Annotated in this window: 11 protein-coding genes, 1 tRNA gene, 1 rRNA gene and 1 pseudogene; 5 read left to right on the top strand and 9 right to left on the bottom strand. The window is 44.1% G+C overall.

Going from position 1 to position 16,098, the window contains the following annotated elements:
- Nucleotide 1: 1 nt before the first annotated feature.
- From NBH15_RS04955 to NBH15_RS04945, 3 genes are read right to left on the bottom strand one after another with little or no spacing between them, the layout of a single operon-like run.
- Entirely contained in the window at nt 2–1,144 is a 1,143-nt protein-coding gene (locus NBH15_RS04955) for a hypothetical protein (RefSeq protein ID WP_007851204.1), read from the bottom strand.
- Nucleotides 1,129–1,425, bottom strand: a complete 297-nt coding sequence (locus NBH15_RS04950; protein ID WP_005634950.1) for a hypothetical protein — start codon at nt 1,423–1,425, stop codon at nt 1,129–1,131. Before NBH15_RS04950 ends, NBH15_RS04955 begins: the two co-directional genes overlap by 16 nt.
- A 60-nt stretch (nt 1,426–1,485) precedes the next feature.
- Entirely contained in the window at nt 1,486–1,716 is a 231-nt protein-coding gene (locus tag NBH15_RS04945) for a hypothetical protein (RefSeq protein WP_229035968.1), read from the bottom strand.
- A gap of 121 nt (nt 1,717–1,837) precedes the next feature.
- Here NBH15_RS04945 and NBH15_RS04940 point away from each other — a divergent pair, with 121 nt between their 5' ends.
- Entirely contained in the window at nt 1,838–2,245 is a 408-nt protein-coding gene (locus tag NBH15_RS04940; protein ID WP_005640474.1) for a hypothetical protein, read from the top strand.
- 512 nt (nt 2,246–2,757) lie between these two features.
- Nucleotides 2,758–3,993 carry an IS4 family transposase gene (locus NBH15_RS04935; protein WP_005640472.1) on the top strand — a complete coding sequence of 412 codons (1,236 nt, stop codon included), beginning with the start codon at nt 2,758–2,760 and terminating at the stop codon, nt 3,991–3,993.
- Nucleotides 3,994–4,090: 97 nt separating this feature from the next.
- Here the strand turns inward: NBH15_RS04935 and NBH15_RS04930 are convergent.
- Nucleotides 4,091–5,272, bottom strand: a pseudogene (locus NBH15_RS04930) (IS1380-like element ISBvu1 family transposase); the annotation flags it as partial.
- Between the two features lie 267 nt (nt 5,273–5,539).
- On the opposite strand from NBH15_RS04930, the gene NBH15_RS04925 reads away from it, so the two are divergent.
- Together NBH15_RS04925 and NBH15_RS04920 are read left to right on the top strand one after the other, a co-directional pair.
- Complete coding sequence (locus NBH15_RS04925; RefSeq protein ID WP_005640468.1) at nt 5,540–6,907, top strand: hypothetical protein; 1,368 nt, start codon at nt 5,540–5,542, stop codon at nt 6,905–6,907.
- A gap of 721 nt (nt 6,908–7,628) precedes the next feature.
- The gene (locus NBH15_RS04920) at nt 7,629–8,918 is read left to right on the top strand and encodes an IS1380-like element ISBvu1 family transposase (RefSeq protein ID WP_005640453.1); all 1,290 of its coding nucleotides are present in this window, start codon (nt 7,629–7,631) and stop codon (nt 8,916–8,918) included.
- Nucleotides 8,919–9,096: 178 nt separating this feature from the next.
- On the opposite strand, the gene NBH15_RS04915 is transcribed toward NBH15_RS04920, so the two are convergent.
- The 5 genes from NBH15_RS04915 to sppA all read right to left on the bottom strand — a co-directional run bounded on the left by NBH15_RS04915 (nt 9,097) and on the right by sppA (nt 14,859).
- The gene (locus tag NBH15_RS04915) at nt 9,097–10,332 is read right to left on the bottom strand and encodes a site-specific integrase (protein WP_005864602.1); all 1,236 of its coding nucleotides are present in this window, start codon (nt 10,330–10,332) and stop codon (nt 9,097–9,099) included.
- A 462-nt stretch (nt 10,333–10,794) separates the two neighbouring features.
- Nucleotides 10,795–10,870 (bottom strand) — tRNA-Phe (locus tag NBH15_RS04910).
- A gap of 76 nt (nt 10,871–10,946) precedes the next feature.
- On the bottom strand, nt 10,947–11,978 hold the full coding sequence (gene thiL / locus NBH15_RS04905) for a thiamine-phosphate kinase (protein WP_250822138.1): 1,032 nt from the start codon (nt 11,976–11,978) through the stop codon (nt 10,947–10,949).
- A gap of 7 nt (nt 11,979–11,985) precedes the next feature.
- A complete protein-coding gene (lpxK, locus tag NBH15_RS04900) occupies nt 11,986–13,086 on the bottom strand; it encodes a tetraacyldisaccharide 4'-kinase (protein ID WP_186958154.1) in 1,101 nt (366 codons plus the stop codon).
- 6 nt (nt 13,087–13,092) lie between these two features.
- Nucleotides 13,093–14,859, bottom strand: a complete 1,767-nt coding sequence (gene sppA, locus NBH15_RS04895) for a signal peptide peptidase SppA (RefSeq protein WP_186958153.1) — start codon at nt 14,857–14,859, stop codon at nt 13,093–13,095.
- Between the two features lie 836 nt (nt 14,860–15,695).
- Here sppA and NBH15_RS04890 point away from each other — a divergent pair.
- Nucleotides 15,696–16,098, top strand: a 16S ribosomal RNA gene (locus tag NBH15_RS04890); the annotation flags it as partial.

Raw genomic sequence — 16,098 nt, 5'->3', positions numbered from 1 at the left:
TTCAGATGTTTTGAAGGTTCAACACTCTCTTGGCGGCACTGAGGGCATTGGAGGTGAGCTGCCGTTGCCATGCCTTGTTTCTGGGTGACCAGCGGAATCCGGAGGATTTCAGTTCCTTTCGTCTGTTGTCTTCGGGAATCCTGTCAAACAGGATCTGAAGGCGGTCTTCCCCATAGTTCCATACAAGTGTCCCGCCCTCGAACGGCACTTCCTTGTTTTCCCGGCTTTGCACCGCTTTCAGCCTTTCGCGCATCCGTTCCGCAAGTTCCGGCAATTGGAAGAATTTGTTTCTCGGGGTGATGACGGGTTTCCTTAGCCTTGCGTTATATTCGGAAATGAAGTCCACGGCCCTGCGGACGATTTCCACTTCCCCGTGATTGGCGAAGGTGGATACCTTGTTCAGGATGCTGCTGACGAACAGGGCACGGTTATAACCCCGGCATTGTCCGGTGTCAATCCCGTGGATGGTGTCGGCGCTGCTCTTGATGTCGCGTTTGAGCGTCTGCCATGCCTTTTCCAGTTTTTCTTCCTCCGGTCGTGCGGCTTCCTTTTTTCGTCTGACGGCTTCAAGAACCTTTTGCCGCCAATTGCGGAACTCCTCGTAGCGGTTCTGATAGCTTCTGTTCGTATTCTCCTGCCTGTGGTAATCAAATCCGCCTCGTCCCGTCACCATCGGGTTGGCGCAGCGTGAGAGGGCCGAGAGCTGGGCGGATAGCTTTTTCCGGTAGGCGGCGATGTATGTATCCCGTTCCTCTTCCTGCATGAGTTGCAGGTCGTTGTGCAGCTCCTCCCCGTAAATCATGATGTCCGTCTCGCCACGAATCTCCGGGTCGAAGGAACTCCAGGCGTATGCGTCGCAAGCCTGTTTCCACATATCCTCCAGATAGCCAGGATGTTTGAACGCTACGGCTTCCCAGTCTTTGAAGTCCCTGGAATGCAATTCATTCCGATCTTCCGGATTTCCGTACAGGTGTACATAGTTGCCCGTTCCATGATGCTCCTTTCTGAAATGGAACGGTACGGGAGGATGGTCCGTACCCTTTTCCCGGATCATCGTGACCCGGTGCGCATTCTCTGCGGTAAGGCCCGTTACTTGTTCTTCCCGGACCTTTGCTGTTGTTGTTTCAGTCATAACCGTTGCCATTCATAAATTATTTCTACCAGTTCTTCGTCCGCCAGTTTTTGGATTTCCTCGTCCGAGCAATAGCAGGCGATTTCCTCGTCCAGCTTGAAAGCTGCCGGGTCAAGGCTTCTGATGCCGTCCAGCAGTTCCGGCACCAGGCTGTCTGCGGCAACCGTATAGCTTCCGTCCCTGCCTTGCACCTTCCGTGCGGGATAGCTCCTTTCCCGATAAACCAACATTCTCATTTTCGGATTGGCACCCTGCTGTCCTTTGTGGACTTTGCTTGTTGTCTCTCTGTTCATACCTTCATTTTTTTAGTTTGTTTGACATGATCGGCTCCGTGGAGCCGGTTTTTCGGTTTCTTACTTGCCGGACTGTCCTTTGCCGGGGATTGCGCAAGGCTTGGCAAAAGAAAATACCGCAGCGAAGCGAGGATGATTTTCTTTTAGCCAACCAGCCCCTGAAAGGGGCCGCCTTGCGCAATCAACCCGGCAAAGGGCTATATTTGCAGGTAAGAAATTGAAAGAATGGCTGGGATTTTCAATTTGTCGGATACAACATGTAATAAGTATAATGAGCAAATTTAAAAGCATACAACGAAGGTTTTTCAAATATTTTCCAAACTATCGGATATCAATATCATATCGTAAAACAAGCGAAGGCGTGGCATTCCGGAATAAATACATGTCTTCGCGTCAAAGGTGATTGATTGAAATGAATATATTCTCTGCTTTTGATACGGGTGTCATGGTAGCTCTCTTGCTGGGTATTGAGTTTCTTAGGAGTGATATCCAAACAATTCTCTATTGTAAAAGAAACGATCCCGGGATTTTTAAGAGCTGCCTGTATACATTATTTATATTGTTGGCAAGTCTTTATTCCATTGTGGCCGGAGCCATGCTTAACCCCGAGCCCGTACCCGTTTATGAATTGATGCCCGGTTTTCAAATAGGAGTTTATGGTTCTTGTTTTTTGTTTATATTTCTTGTTATCGCCGGTCTTTACCGTAAAATATTACCTCTCGTCCTTTTGGGGTACGCTATGGTATATGTAATCGGTGTACTGATACCGTTACTTGGATATGTAGTGTCCATGATGAATTATTTCGCCAGCGTAGGATGATTATGAAGATCAAAGATGTTTTCCAGAGAAAATGGATAACAGACAGTATAACAAAAAGAAGGTATCCTTTTCAGATACCTTCAATGACGGGCCGGTTGCATATTTACCCTAATTTCCGCAAGCGAATGAAATCAGAGATTGCCATGCATTTTTTAGTGAGTTTATTATCTTTACATTGTGTTTTAGTGAAACGAAGGTGCCAAAGGTCCACTCTTTTGCATAACTTCCCCTTACCCCATGAAGCGACTTGAGGCAATACGCATTACCCACCATTAGAATAAGGATTAGCCAAAATCCTGTTGAAAGGCTATTTTATACGCTGGATTCTCGGTATAGATGTTTAGCACGTACGTCCTTGAAGTCCTAATCCACTTTGCGGCAATCGAGATGTATTTGAAAATATTGGTGTCCGGTAAAAGTTTGACCGAATCAAAAATACAAGGCTGAATCCCCTCTCGGAGGTCCAGCCTTTTTCGTTACCTTTGTTTCTGCTAAAAAATAAATCAATAACGATGAACAAAGGTAGTCATTTCAACGGACAGCCGGCATATGGTCAGCTGATAAATTTGCTGGACAAGTCAAAAATTCTCCAAATCAGTCAAGAAAAGGGCGGCGAACGGTATGTCAAACACTTTGACGCCTGGCAGCATCTGCTGATAATGTTGTATGCCGTGATCAAACGGTTCGATTCGCTGCGGGAAATCACGGACTCGATGTTCCCTGAAGCGAGAAAGCTTGCCCATCTTGGGATAAGCATGATGCCCCGGCGCAGTACTCTGTCTGACGCAAATGCACGCAGGTCAGAGGGAATCTTTGAGGCAATCTATCGCGACCTGTACAAGACATACCGCAACGAACTTTCATCGGACAGCCGAAACAATCCATCTTCCAGTTGGATAAACCGGCTGCAGATTATCGATTCGACGACAATCAGCCTGTTCTCCAACCTTATCTTCACGGGAGTCGGACGCCATCCGAAGACGGGGAAGAAGAAAGGCGGCATAAAGGTCCACACCAATATCCATGCAAACGAGGGAGTTTCTTCAGATATCAGGTTCACATCTGCCGCCACTAATGACAGTTTCATGCTCAAGCCGTCAAATTACACAAGCGGAGACATCGTTGCCCTGGACAGGGCCTACATCGATTACGCCAAGTTCGAGGAGCTGAGCCGGGCAGGTGTCATATATGTCACCAAGATGAAGAAGAATCTTGTCTATGAGGTTTCTGCTGATACGATATACATGACAGAAAGTGGGTTGATGGCACTTCGGGAACGCCATGTGACATTCACGAAGAAGGTCAAAGATGGCGACGATATAAAGCACCATGCACGCATAGTCACCTACGTCGACCAAAAGAAAAGAGGGGCCAAGCTCATATCCCTCCTCACAAACGACATGGAGATGAGCGCCGAGGATATTGTGGCAATCTACCGGAAACGCTGGGAGATAGAGCTGTTGTTCAAGCAGATAAAGCAGAACTTCCCCCTTCGGTACTTTTACGGCGAAAGCGCCAATGCCATCAAAATCCAGATATGGATAACCCTCATCGCCAACCTTCTACTGATGGTGCTGAAGAAACGCATCAAACGCAGCTGGAGCTTCTCGGGATTGGCAACAATGGTCAGAATCATGTTAATGTATTACGTCAACCTCTACACCTTCCTCGAAGAACCCGACAAAGACTGGTCAAAACTGGTAGCCGAGGCAGAATCGCCACCCAAGGAACTCCTGCTCTTTGGATAGAGGGGCTTACCAGACAAAACAAACACCCGCAATGCCTATCAAGTGACACTGCGGGTAGGCGAATCGTACTACACTAAACTTTAGCGGACAGCAATGATTTGAAAACGAAAGTCTTAATACGACTCGATATGGATAGGCCAAAATCCTTAACGTTTAATTTTCGGATGATTGTTTTGTAGAAGTTCCTTATCAATGCAGTCATCAGCAGGTATACTGCATTTTCTGCCATGAATGACTTTGGCAAATGTTTCCATCCAAACCCGTTGTTCATGTCATCGAGGATTCTTTCCTTCCCACCGCACAGGTTATAGAACTCTACGACATCCCTTATGTCGGATTCGAAATCATTGGTAAGGATACACCGGTAGGTATATTCTCCTTCCCATAGCTCCCGTATGTCATCTGTTCTTCTTTGTCTTTGGATGACAAGACGGTATGGTTTCCCCTTCCACTTTTCTACGACAATCGAATTCAGCTCGAACCTGATTCCGTTGATCTCCTCAGCCTTCCATCCCCTGAGGGCGAACATGTCATCGTAAAAAGCGGAGCATCTGTTGGCTCTGATATAGAAGTACTTGCAATGGGCCTTGACGGTATCTACAATCTCTTCGGAGCACGACCCACAATCCATACGAGCTCTATTTATATGAATGCCGTTACATTCCAGCCTGGTGAAGATTCTTTCCAATGTACACTGCTGGCAGAACCGGACATTCGTGTTGCCATCCCGATTTTCAATGCCGACAATATGGTCACCTATAACGGCCACTCCCGGGCTGTATCCTGTGAACTTCTTGTATGTACGTTTGGCATCATACTTCTCCGTTTCAATGAACTGGTGGTCAAAATCCAGATCGTAACCCTGCTCCTGACATAATTCTCCGGTAGCAATGAGAGACTTGACCAACAATTCGTTCATTGTGTCAGCTGTATTGAAGTCATATGATTTACCTGAGTCTGGAGATGAATACGTTATGTTGTCTGTAGTCAGTTCTTTTATGGCGCGAAGAATCGTGTCTGCGCTGCAGGTTTTAAGTTTGGGATGCAGGGAAAGATGGGGCATGAGATGAGTGGATATGTCTTCAATGCACGAGCCGCCACAGAAGAATACGCACATGAGAGAACGGATGATTTCACTGTATTGGTAACCATAGGTTCTGCTATGCAGTCCTAATGTGGAGTCGATTACGTCCGATAAAAGAGCATCAAATTGCTCCATGATTGAAAATATTCCGCCAAAAGGTGTGATTGAATCGAATTTTATTTGTACTTTAGCCATGTCTGCTGAAGATTGGTTTGATTTTTATTGCAACACGAAGTTAAGTGAATCTTCTGACATGACAAAGCACTGGGTAATACATTACTACTCAGTGCTTTAAATTATTCTTGTACAAAAGTGTTGCGGAAATTAGGTATATCAACAATTGAGGAAGCGTTATGCTTGTTTTGTTGTGACTCCACTCAAAATGCGGTGTTCCGGTTTCACGCTTCCATGTATTATCAGGTTCTTCCAAGAAACCTGGAAGGCGTAAAATAATCCACATTTATGAAGCAGTATTGGTCTTTTTTCAAATCGGGCAAGTTTGCTTTTCTTGCCTTGTTCTTCGTATCACTTACGGTAATATCTTGTGACAACGATGACGATAACAATGTTTCTCCCGATCCGCCTATTGAGAAAGGCGAAATTGAGCTTGCAGAAAATGCCCAAGCTCTCAACTATTTTGATTTTATCAATCCGAACGATGTGGAGATCTTAAATGCTGACACAACACAGATTCGTGTGAGCCAGGCATACCTGGATAAGATAAAGACAAAGGTAAACAAGAACGATGTGTTGTCTATATGGCGCAGCATCGACACGCCACCTTTCATTCGGAAGGTATCAAATGTATCGGCAAACGGAAAGGATGCTATTCTGACGACAACCCAAGGTACATTGGCAGACCTGATAGAGCATGGCGACTTCAAGCTGAGCACGGAATTGTATGTTAACTACGGCGAGAAAGGCTTGAAGAACCGTTATTCCAAAGACGGCGTTTATCATCCCAGCGTGGTTATCTTCAGCGGTACAGAAGACAATGGCAAAAAGTATGCAACAGCCGAAGAGCTGCTGGCCCAAGAAGCTACATGGCATATTTTCAACAAGGATGGAATAACCAATTATTCATACGAAGAAAAAGGCTTACGCATTGGACTGAAGGATGTACAGACCCACACAGCATTAGACCTTGAAATCGGCATCAACATTTCCTGGTTCAAATTACGTAACTTTGATTGCTACTTCACAGGTGAGTACAAACTGGATGGTCCTCTGTTCGTTGAATGGGATGTGAAGGATAAATCAAGCGGCGGTGAAGTCCCATTAGTCTATTATCCTCCTATTGTAGTTGTATTCCCGATAGCAGGTCCCATTCACATTTCGGTCATGGTTATACCCACTTTAACTATGGACTGTAATGCACATGCAAAAGGCACGATAGGCATAACTCTGCCCATGACTTTTGATTCTTCCTTTAAGCTGGGTCCTTCCTATGCAAGAGACAGAGGCTGGGTCTTTTATAAAGAATACAACCATTCGTTTAACTGCTATGTAGATCGAACCAACATCACTTACTCTGGTGAAGTGGCTGCAAGCCTGGGTGTATATTTCAAGACGGAAGTCAATATAGCCTATTGCGGAGGTCCTTTCGTTAAAGTAGGTCCTTCTGTTTCAACAGATCTGTCTGCAAGTGTAGTAACGGGTTCCGACTATCAGTTCAAGGTCAACACCAGCGGCAAGTTTAAGCTGGCCGGTAAGACAGGAGCCGAATTGCATATAGTGGGATATTCGTTAGGCAAGTGGGAAACGGAATATGTTTTAGCGGAGAAAGATGCCTGGAATAAAGAATTTATAGTAGATATGTGGCCTAAGTAGGGCTTTTAGCGGATAAACCTCAATCAGTCATTAGAACGAGAAAAGTAAAGCGACTGACTATTTTTATTCGTTCTAACGACCGAATTGGGTTAAAAGAGACAAAATGGGCGAGGAAGACCACTGAGCTTTCAGCCTATTTTGTGACTTTCACTTATAGTCTAAAACGATATAGCATTAATGAATTGTCTTCCTCGTCCATATTGGGTATGATATACGAATAATAATAGGGTGCCATATATCCCATTACTCTAAAATTCGTAGGAACGGATACATCTGCAATGAGCTTACCTTCTTTATAAATTTGCAGCCCATCTTTTTCTATATCCTTCTTTTTATACGATCTGAATAAAGATTGATTGCTGATTACGTGTGTTGAAAATAGTTTAGGATATCTTTTGTCCGCCTGACTACTCTAATGCTATCCACTTTCTATCCACCCTTATTTTTGTGACAGACTGTTGGCTGGATGCTCGTGGAAAATCGTTACTTTTGCAGCCGTTTTCAGGCAGGATAGGTTCATGTAATTGGGATAAAGTGGCATTAGCCGTAGGAATTCCTGCATCAGAAAGTGATTATTATCAACATAAACCTAATTTCCGCAACACTTTTGTATAAGAATAATTTAAAGCAGTGAGTAGTAATATATTACTCAGTGCTTTGTCATGTTCGAAGATTTACTTAACTTCGTGTTGCGTAAAAATCAAACCAATCTTCAGCAGACATGGCTAAAGTACAAATAAAATTCGATTCAATCACACCTTTTGGCGGAATATTTTCAATCATGGAGCAATTTGATGCTCTTTTATCGGACGTAATCGACTCCACATTAGGACTGCGTAGCAGAACCTATGGTTACCAATACAGTGAAATCATCCGTTCTCTCATGTGCGTATTCTTCTGTGGCGGCTCGTGCATTGAAGACATATCCACTCATCTCATGCCCCATCTTTCCCTGCATCCCAAACTTAAAACCTGCAGCGCAGACACGATTCTTCGCGCCATAAAAGAACTGACTACAGACAACATAACGTATTCATCTCCAGACTCAGGTAAATCATATGACTTCAATACAGCTGACACAATGACCGAATTGTTGGTCAAGTCTCTCATTGCTACCGGAGAATTATGTCAGGAGCAGGGTTACGATCTGGATTTTGACCACCAGTTCATTGAAACGGAGAAGTATGATGCCAAACGTACATACAAGAAGTTCACAGGATACAGCCCGGGAGTGGCCGTTATAGGTGACCATATTGTCGGCATTGAAAATCGGGATGGCAACACGAATGTCCGGTTCTGTCAGCAGTGTACATTGGAAAGAATCTTCACCAGGCTGGAATGGAACGGCATTCATATAAATAGAGCCCGTATGGATTGTGGGTCGTGCTCCGAAGAGATTGTAGATACCGTCAAGGCCCATTGCAAGTACTTCTATATCAGAGCCAACAGATGCTCCGCTTTTTATGAAGACATGTTCGCTCTCAGGGGATGGAAAGCTGAGGAAATCAACGGGATCAGGTTTGAGTTGAACTCGATTGTCGTAGAAAAATGGAAGGGGAAACCATACCGTCTTGTCATCCAAAGACAAAGAAGAGCAGATGACATACGGGAGCTATGGGAAGGAGAATATACCTACCGGTGTATCCTTACCAATGATTTCGAATCCGATATAAGGGATGTCGTAGAGTTCTATAACCTGCGCGGTGGGAAGGAAAGAATCCTCGATGACATGAACAACGGGTTTGGATGGAAACATTTGCCAAAGTCATTCATGGCAGAAAATGCAGTATACCTGCTGATGACTGCATTGATAAGGAACTTCTACAAAACGATCATCCGAAAATTAAACGTTAAGGATTTTGGCCTATCCATATCGAGTCGTATTAAGACTTTCGTTTTCAAATACATCTCGGTTGCCGCAAAGTGGATTAGGACTTCAAGGACGTACGTGCTAAACATCTATACCGAGAATCCAGCGTATAAAATAGCCTTTCAACAGGATTTTGGCTAATCCTTATTCTAATGGTGGGTAATGCGTATTGCCTCAAGTCGCTTCATGGGGTAAGGGGAAGTTATGCAAAAGAGTGGACCTTTGGCACCTTCGTTTCACTAAAACACAATGTAAAGATAATAAACTCACTAAAAAATGCATGGCAATCTCTGATTTCATTCGCTTGCGGAAATTAGGTTTACCATTCCAGACGTTCCTTCACATTGTTCATCGCCTCTTTCAGGCTGCTGTTCATGACCCGCGCATAATGCTGCGTCATGCGTGTGGAGGCATGTCCGAGCATGACGGACACGTCCTGCAAGGGTACATTGTTGGCGAGCGTGACGGTGGTCCCGAAAGTGTGCCTGGCCACATGCGTGGTCAGATTTTTCTTTATGCCGCAGAAATCGGCGATTTCCTTGAGGTAGCTGTTCATTTTCTGGTTGCACATGACAGGCAGGCAGCATCCTTTCTTTACGCAGATCGGATGTTCCCTGTATTTCTCCAATATGGCCAGTGGAACGGGCAGCAGCGGGATGTTGCTGATGGAAGACGCTTTTCTGCGGTGTTCCAACTTGACCCTTCCTTTCCTTATCCACCAGTCACCGAGATTGTCCTGTACCAGGTTTTCACCACTCAGAGTGGCGACATCGGAGAACGCCAGACCGGTGAAGCACGCGAAGACAAATATGTCCCTGACCAGCTCGAGCCGTGGGATGGTGAATTTCTTTTTCATGACGGCCTGCAACTCGTCGTAGGTCAGGAATACCGGATCGGTCTCGTCCTGTTCCATCTTGTAACCGTAAAAGGGATTCTTACGCATCCATTCCTTTGCCAATGCCATGTTGGTGAATTTCTTGAAACATTTCATGTAGCGGACTATCGTGTTACGGCACAGTCCCCCCTCCGTTTTCAGGTAAATGTCAAACGCGCGGATGAACTCCGGTGTCAGCTCATGGAAGGTGATATCCTCCTTGCCGTAATAAGAGGGGATAAGCCGCTGCAATTTCTTCACCACGTTCTTGTACCGGTTGATCGTAACGGGAGAGTAGTCTATGCCTGTCAGTGTTTCCATTTCCTTGATGCCATCCTGCATGGTACCGAGCAATGTACGCATTTCGGTGTCTTTCCCGAAAACACGTTTCAGGATCAGTTTCGGGGTAATCAGGGCCTGTTCCAATACCAGTTCCTTGTGTTTCTCGAGGGCACGTGCGTGTAACTCCGCAATATAGGTATTCAATGCGATGGATGCCCTGTCCCTGCCCTTGCTGCATCCTTTGGCCGCATTCCATAAGTTCAGAGGCACGCTTCTTTGGATACGGGCATCGTCGTAGCTCCCGTTGATGGTTATCCGCATCAGTACGGGGGCCTCACCGTTTTTCAACAATTTCGTTTTGAGCACGAAAAAAAGAATGTTCATTGTTCCTTGTTTCATCACTTTTGTTTTTTTAGAGGTGTTACATCCAATTGTTTCGTCAAAACCGGATGGCATGAGGACGTGAAACGAAATGTTAAATTCGGTGGCTTTTTTGAGGGACTTGTGGAATAGCCATAAAAATCCCATTTTTATCAGGTTCGAATTGCCTTTTGTATCCCGGGTTCGATTCCTTTTTTTATCCCGATGGGAAATACCGAATTTTTAAATTTATTTCACATTTTCAACTCCATCCGGTCATGTGTGCAAAATTACTTTTTCACACCGGAGATTGAAATTGTCAAACAGTTGAAAAACAATGAAGTATGATACATATTTATGGCTTTTTCAAAAACCTTAAAAAAAGCCACTGAACTGGCAAAATCCAACTTCACAAATATGTAATGAAATGCGTAGCGAGGGTAAAAAAAGAACCCTTGAACTATCTCTAATTCAAGGGTTTTCTAAAATTGAAAAGCTTTTTGGTGGTGCCACCAGGAATCGAACCGGGGACACAAGGATTTTCAGTCCTTTGCTCTACCAACTGAGCTATGGCACCGTTGTTTTGTTTAACGGGTGCAAAGATACGGACTTTTTTTTAATATGCAATAGTTCGATGGAAAAAATGATAAAAATTATTCATTAAGTGAATTCCAGCCCTGGGCTTTCAGTTCAACTTCTCCACCGTCACGGCCTACTAGATAATTGCCCAGTTCGGGACGGGTAATGTGACCGATGACTTTAACTCCTTTTATCTCAGAAACTTTGTCGTGGGCGGTTAGAGGGACGGTGAACAAAAGCTCATAATCTTCGCCGCCATTCAGGGCTGCCGTCGATAAATTCATGTTGAACTGCTCTGCCATAGCTGCTGTCTGGTAGTCGATAGGAATGCGATCTTCATAGATACGGCAACCTACATTGCTTTGCTTTGATATATGAAGTAATTCGGAAGAAAGGCCGTCCGAAATGTCCATCATGGAGGTAGGAACAATACCGGCTTTGTCAAGCAACTCGATGATGTCTTTGCGGGCTTCCGGTTTTAACTGGCGTTCCAGTAGATATTCCTTGCCGGTGAAGTCGGGGGTAAATTCTTTTTCTCCTTTAAATACCCTTTTTTCTCTTTCAAGCAACTGCAAACCCATATAGGCGGCTCCCAGGTCTCCGGATACGCAGACAAGGTCGGTATCTTTTGCTCCGCTGCGGGTGACTATTTTTTCTTTTTCACCTTCACCGATACATGTAATGCTGATGCACAGGCCGGTCAAAGATGCGGAAGTATCACCACCTACAATGTCAACTCCATAAATATCACAGGCCAGTTGGAGACCCGAATAGAATTCTTCCAGTTCTTCTACCGAAAAACGTTTGGATATACCGAGGGAGACCGTTATCTGTTTCGGTTTTCCGTTCATTGCATAAATATCGGAGAAGTTGACGACTGCTGATTTATATCCCAGGTGTTTTAGCGGAACATACGTCAGGTCGAAGTGAATGCCTTCAAGTAAAAGGTCGGTTGTTACCAATACCTGCTTTTCCTTATAGTCTAGTACTGCGGCATCATCGCCAACGCCTTTTACTGTACTTTCGTTTTTTAACTCTATCTTTTCTGTAAGGTGGCGGATTAAACCAAATTCGCCAAATGTTGCAATTTCTGTTCTTTTGCTCATCTTTTATTTATCGTAACAAATTATCTTTATGGAAAGTTGTTATATGTTTTTTGATTTCATCGTCAAATTTCTTGTCCAGGCAGAATTCGATGGTAATCGGCAAATAATACATGCACGTTTTCCAATCTTCCGGAATGTGCGGATTATCCAATAGCCGGGCGGCATCTTTTTCTGTAACCAGAATGTATTTGGCGGATGACTTCATTTTATCAAAGGTATTTTTAATGCGTCGTATATCGGATTTTTCGAAGGCATGATGGTCCGGAAAAATCAGCGGCGTTACCTTGTCGGAAAACTTTCCGACTTCTTTGATGAACCCTTCGGGAGAAGCGATGCCGGATATAACCAGCAGTTCGTCTTCTTTTTGAATGTCTTTCCGGCTGAGCGGTTTGCCCTGATTCCCGAATACCGGTTTAATTTCATCGTAAGCGATATGTGTGAAGTGGATGGACTGGTGGGCCAGCAACTTCATGTTTTCTTCAATGATGCGGTACTCGATAGGTTTCATATCCTCCTCGCATTTGGTGACGATAACCATGTCTGCCCGGCGTATTCCGCAGATAGGTTCACGCAGGCGGCCGGCGGGGAGTAGCTTGTCGTTGTAGAACAAACGATGGTAGTCAGTCAGGACGATAGAGAATGAAGGGGCGACGTAGCGGTGCTGATAGGCATCGTCAAGAAGGATGACTTGCGGACGCTGTTCTTCAGGAAGTGCCAGCAGTTTGCCGATACCTTCGCGACGGTCGGCATCTACGGCCACGAGAATATCGGGAAACTTATGTTTCATCTGATAAGGTTCGTCACCAATCTCGTGGCTTGTACTCTGCTCGTTTGCCAGGATAAAACCGGAAGATTTTCGTTTATATCCCCGGCTGAGTACGGCTATCCTGTAATCATCCTTTAATAAACGGATGATATATTCGGTATGAGGTGTTTTCCCTGTTCCTCCCACAGCCAGATTCCCAATGCATATAATAGGTATAGGATATGACTCCGAAGACAGCAGTCGCCAGTCGAACAGCTGATTGCGGAACCGGACTCCTATTCCATACAGGAAGGAAAAGGGAGAAAGCAGAGAGTGTATTTTTATGTCGTTTTCTGTCGGCATCTCGGATTATAATGGTTTAACATCATAAGGAAGTCGCGCCTGGACTCCGGTTGTCGATTTGATATTATTCAGTGTTTTGAAATACTCATATTCTTCGCCCAATACACTTTTTACAACAGAAACTTTTACTTCACCGAGTTGTTTTTCGATGAATTCTTTCCAGAAATCTTTGGAACCGGAAACATAAGTCAGGCTGTAATCAGTCAGGTCGGCTAAAGAGGCGGCAGTCTCGATAGCTTTATCTATACCTCCGAGTTCGTCAACCAGGCCACGTTCTTTTGCTTGTTCGCCGGTCCAAACGCGTCCTTGCCCTATTTCGTTGATTGCTTCCTTGCTCATATCGCGGCCATCGGCGCAACGAGTAATGAATGTGTCATACCCTCTCTCAACAAATGATTGAATCAGGACTTTTTCATCTTCACGCATCGGACGGCTCATGTCTCCCAAATCTGCGTATGTATTTGTTTTTACAATATCGGTAGTAAGCGACAGTTTATCGAATAAGCCCGTTACGTTCGGGAAAATACCGAAAATACCGATAGAACCGGTAAGCGTGTTGGGTTCAGCTACGATTTTGCTGGCGGCACACGAAATATAGTAACCTCCCGAGGCAGCTACATCGCCCATGGAGACAACAATCGGCTTTACTTTTTTCAATTCGATGACCTGGCGCCAGATTTGTTCGGATACGAAGGCACTTCCGCCTGGTGAGTTGACACGGAAAACAACGGCTTTTACGTTTTCGTCATTTTTTAACTTGATGAGTTCGGAGGCTACTTTTTCTGTAATAGCCTGTTCCGTATTATAAGGTGAAGAGGGAGTTTCGGGTTTGATTTCGCCTTCTGCATACAGGATTGCTATACGATCTGCCTTTTCACGACTGATGGTTTTAATGCTTTTCATATTTGAAAGGCTGGCGGTCTGTAGGCGTTTGTCGCTTTGTCCGGCCAGCTCTTTTACGAATTCTTCGGCTTCGGGACGGTATTTCAATTCATCAATCAGGCCGCATTCGACAGCTTTTTCGGCCGCAGAGAAAGCATAGCCTTGATTGGCAAAGCTATTGATGTCGGCAACCGGGATTTTTCTGGATTCGGCAATGCCGTTGGTTACATTGTCCCAAATGGTACTTATATATGATTGGATTTGTTCACGGTTGGCGTCACTTAGTTTGTCGAGCATGAACGGTTCAACAGCGCCCTTGTAAGTTCCGACTTTAAATATCATCATTTCTACGCCGACCTTTTTTAATAAATCTTTATAGAACATCGTTTGTGAAGCCATTCCGACAAGTCCTAACGTACCTTGTGGATTCAGGAAGACTTTATCGGCAACAGAACATAGATAATAGCAACCCTGCGTATAATTATCAGAATAAGCAATAATGAATTTTCCGCTTTCTTTGAAATCATTCAATGCTCTGCGTATGGCCTCTAGGCTGGCAGAGCCGGTGCTAAGACTTTTTGCTTCTATATATATGCCTTTAATGTTTTTGTTCTCTTTGGCAGTCTGGATAGAGGAAAGAATATCTTTTAATGAAAGAGACTTATCTGTTTCACCCATCAGCATAGCGATTGGGTTTTCTTCGGTATTGTCGGAGAGGTTTCCTTCAAGCGTTAATTTATATACGGTATTGCTTTTTGGGGTGTAATCAGGAGTACTACCTACACTGGCTGCAATACCAATCAGAGTGAATACAAATACAATGGAAATCAGGCCAACAGCAACAAAAACACCTAGTGCTGAGGCGAACATCATTTTAAAAAATTGTTTCATATCTATATTTCGTAAGTTTTTATCAGACAGCAAATATAGTTAACTTATTGATACTAACCATTCTTTTGCCTTGAATTATTTCGGGAGATATGTCTCTTTGCTGTTAGAACTTTGGTATAGACTCTATTACTATTTATTGTAACTGGGGTAAGAGAAGTAAACAGATCCTATTTATATATCTTTTTTCTGAGTTTTCCCCGACCTCCCTGCAAATCTCCCAATGTTATAACTATTCTTTCTGATGGAATAATTAATCGTTCGACAATCATTCTCTATTCATTAAACAGGCGTTCTCTATTCATTCGACAACTGTCGAACGAATAGAGGATAAATATCGAACGATTAATTATTCCAAGCGAGAAACTAACTTTTCCAAAGCGAGGTTTCATTCATTATAAGATAAGCGGAAAGTCAGATGCATAATTTTCTCTTTCTCTGTGCGTACATTATATAACATTGTCTCCGGTAAAAAAATAAATGAAAAATAGTTTGTAAAAAGTTTGGATCGTATATAGTAATCTACTACTTTTGCACCCGCATTCGAGAGAGAACGGCGCACGAACATGATGAAAGAGGTAACCTGAGGAAAGGGGATGAGGTTAGATGTTCTAAGCAAAATTCCAACCGCCACAGCGACTCGAAAAAAACTTTTCAAATTTTCTTCTGAAAAATTTGGCAGTTAAAAAAAAGTCCTTACCTTTGCAGCCGCAATCGAAAAGAAAGCGAAAGTTCTTTGAAAGATTTACATATCAACAAGTAGTACAAGTATTAAAAATTAATACCGTCAATAACTTGAAAATAAATACGAATTCTGAGCATAAGATATAACAATTTAAACAACGAAGAGTTTGATCCTGGCTCAGGATGAACGCTAGCGACAGGCTTAACACATGCAAGTCGAGGGGCAGCATAAGGTAGCAATACTTTGATGGCGACCGGCGCACGGGTGAGTAACGCGTATGCAACCTACCTATCAGAGGGGAATAACCCGGCGAAAGTCGGACTAATACCGCATAAAACAGGGGTTCCGCATGGAAATATTTGTTAAAGAATTATCGCTGATAGATGGGCATGCGTTCCATTAGATAGTTGGTGAGGTAACGGCTCACCAAGTCTACGATGGATAGGGGTTCTGAGAGGAAGGTCCCCCACACTGGTACTGAGACACGGACCAGACTCCTACGGGAGGCAGCAGTGAGGAATATTGGTCAATGGGCGAGAGCCTGAACCAGCCAAGTC

The organism is Parabacteroides caeci (genome assembly GCF_023656795.1).
In the GTDB taxonomy this organism is placed as follows: domain Bacteria; phylum Bacteroidota; class Bacteroidia; order Bacteroidales; family Tannerellaceae; genus Parabacteroides; species Parabacteroides segnis.
This window is presented reverse-complemented; position numbering and strand designations above follow the sequence as displayed.

Bases quoted from the DNA above. Each gene is read 5' to 3' on its own strand.
- NBH15_RS04955 (WP_007851204.1), bottom strand. From the start codon at position 1,144: ATGGCAACGGTTATGACTGAAACAACAACAGCAAAGGTCCGGGAAGAA.
- NBH15_RS04950 (WP_005634950.1), bottom strand. From the start codon at position 1,425: ATGAACAGAGAGACAACAAGCAAAGTCCACAAAGGACAGCAGGGTGCC.
- NBH15_RS04945 (WP_229035968.1), bottom strand. From the start codon at position 1,716: ATGCTTTTAAATTTGCTCATTATACTTATTACATGTTGTATCCGACAA.
- NBH15_RS04940 (WP_005640474.1), top strand. From the start codon at position 1,838: ATGAATATATTCTCTGCTTTTGATACGGGTGTCATGGTAGCTCTCTTG.
- NBH15_RS04935 (WP_005640472.1), top strand. From the start codon at position 2,758: ATGAACAAAGGTAGTCATTTCAACGGACAGCCGGCATATGGTCAGCTG.
- NBH15_RS04925 (WP_005640468.1), top strand. From the start codon at position 5,540: ATGAAGCAGTATTGGTCTTTTTTCAAATCGGGCAAGTTTGCTTTTCTT.
- NBH15_RS04920 (WP_005640453.1), top strand. From the start codon at position 7,629: ATGGCTAAAGTACAAATAAAATTCGATTCAATCACACCTTTTGGCGGA.
- NBH15_RS04915 (WP_005864602.1), bottom strand. From the start codon at position 10,332: ATGAAACAAGGAACAATGAACATTCTTTTTTTCGTGCTCAAAACGAAA.
- thiL (WP_250822138.1), bottom strand. From the start codon at position 11,978: ATGAGCAAAAGAACAGAAATTGCAACATTTGGCGAATTTGGTTTAATC.
- lpxK (WP_186958154.1), bottom strand. From the start codon at position 13,086: ATGCCGACAGAAAACGACATAAAAATACACTCTCTGCTTTCTCCCTTT.
- sppA (WP_186958153.1), bottom strand. From the start codon at position 14,859: ATGAAACAATTTTTTAAAATGATGTTCGCCTCAGCACTAGGTGTTTTT.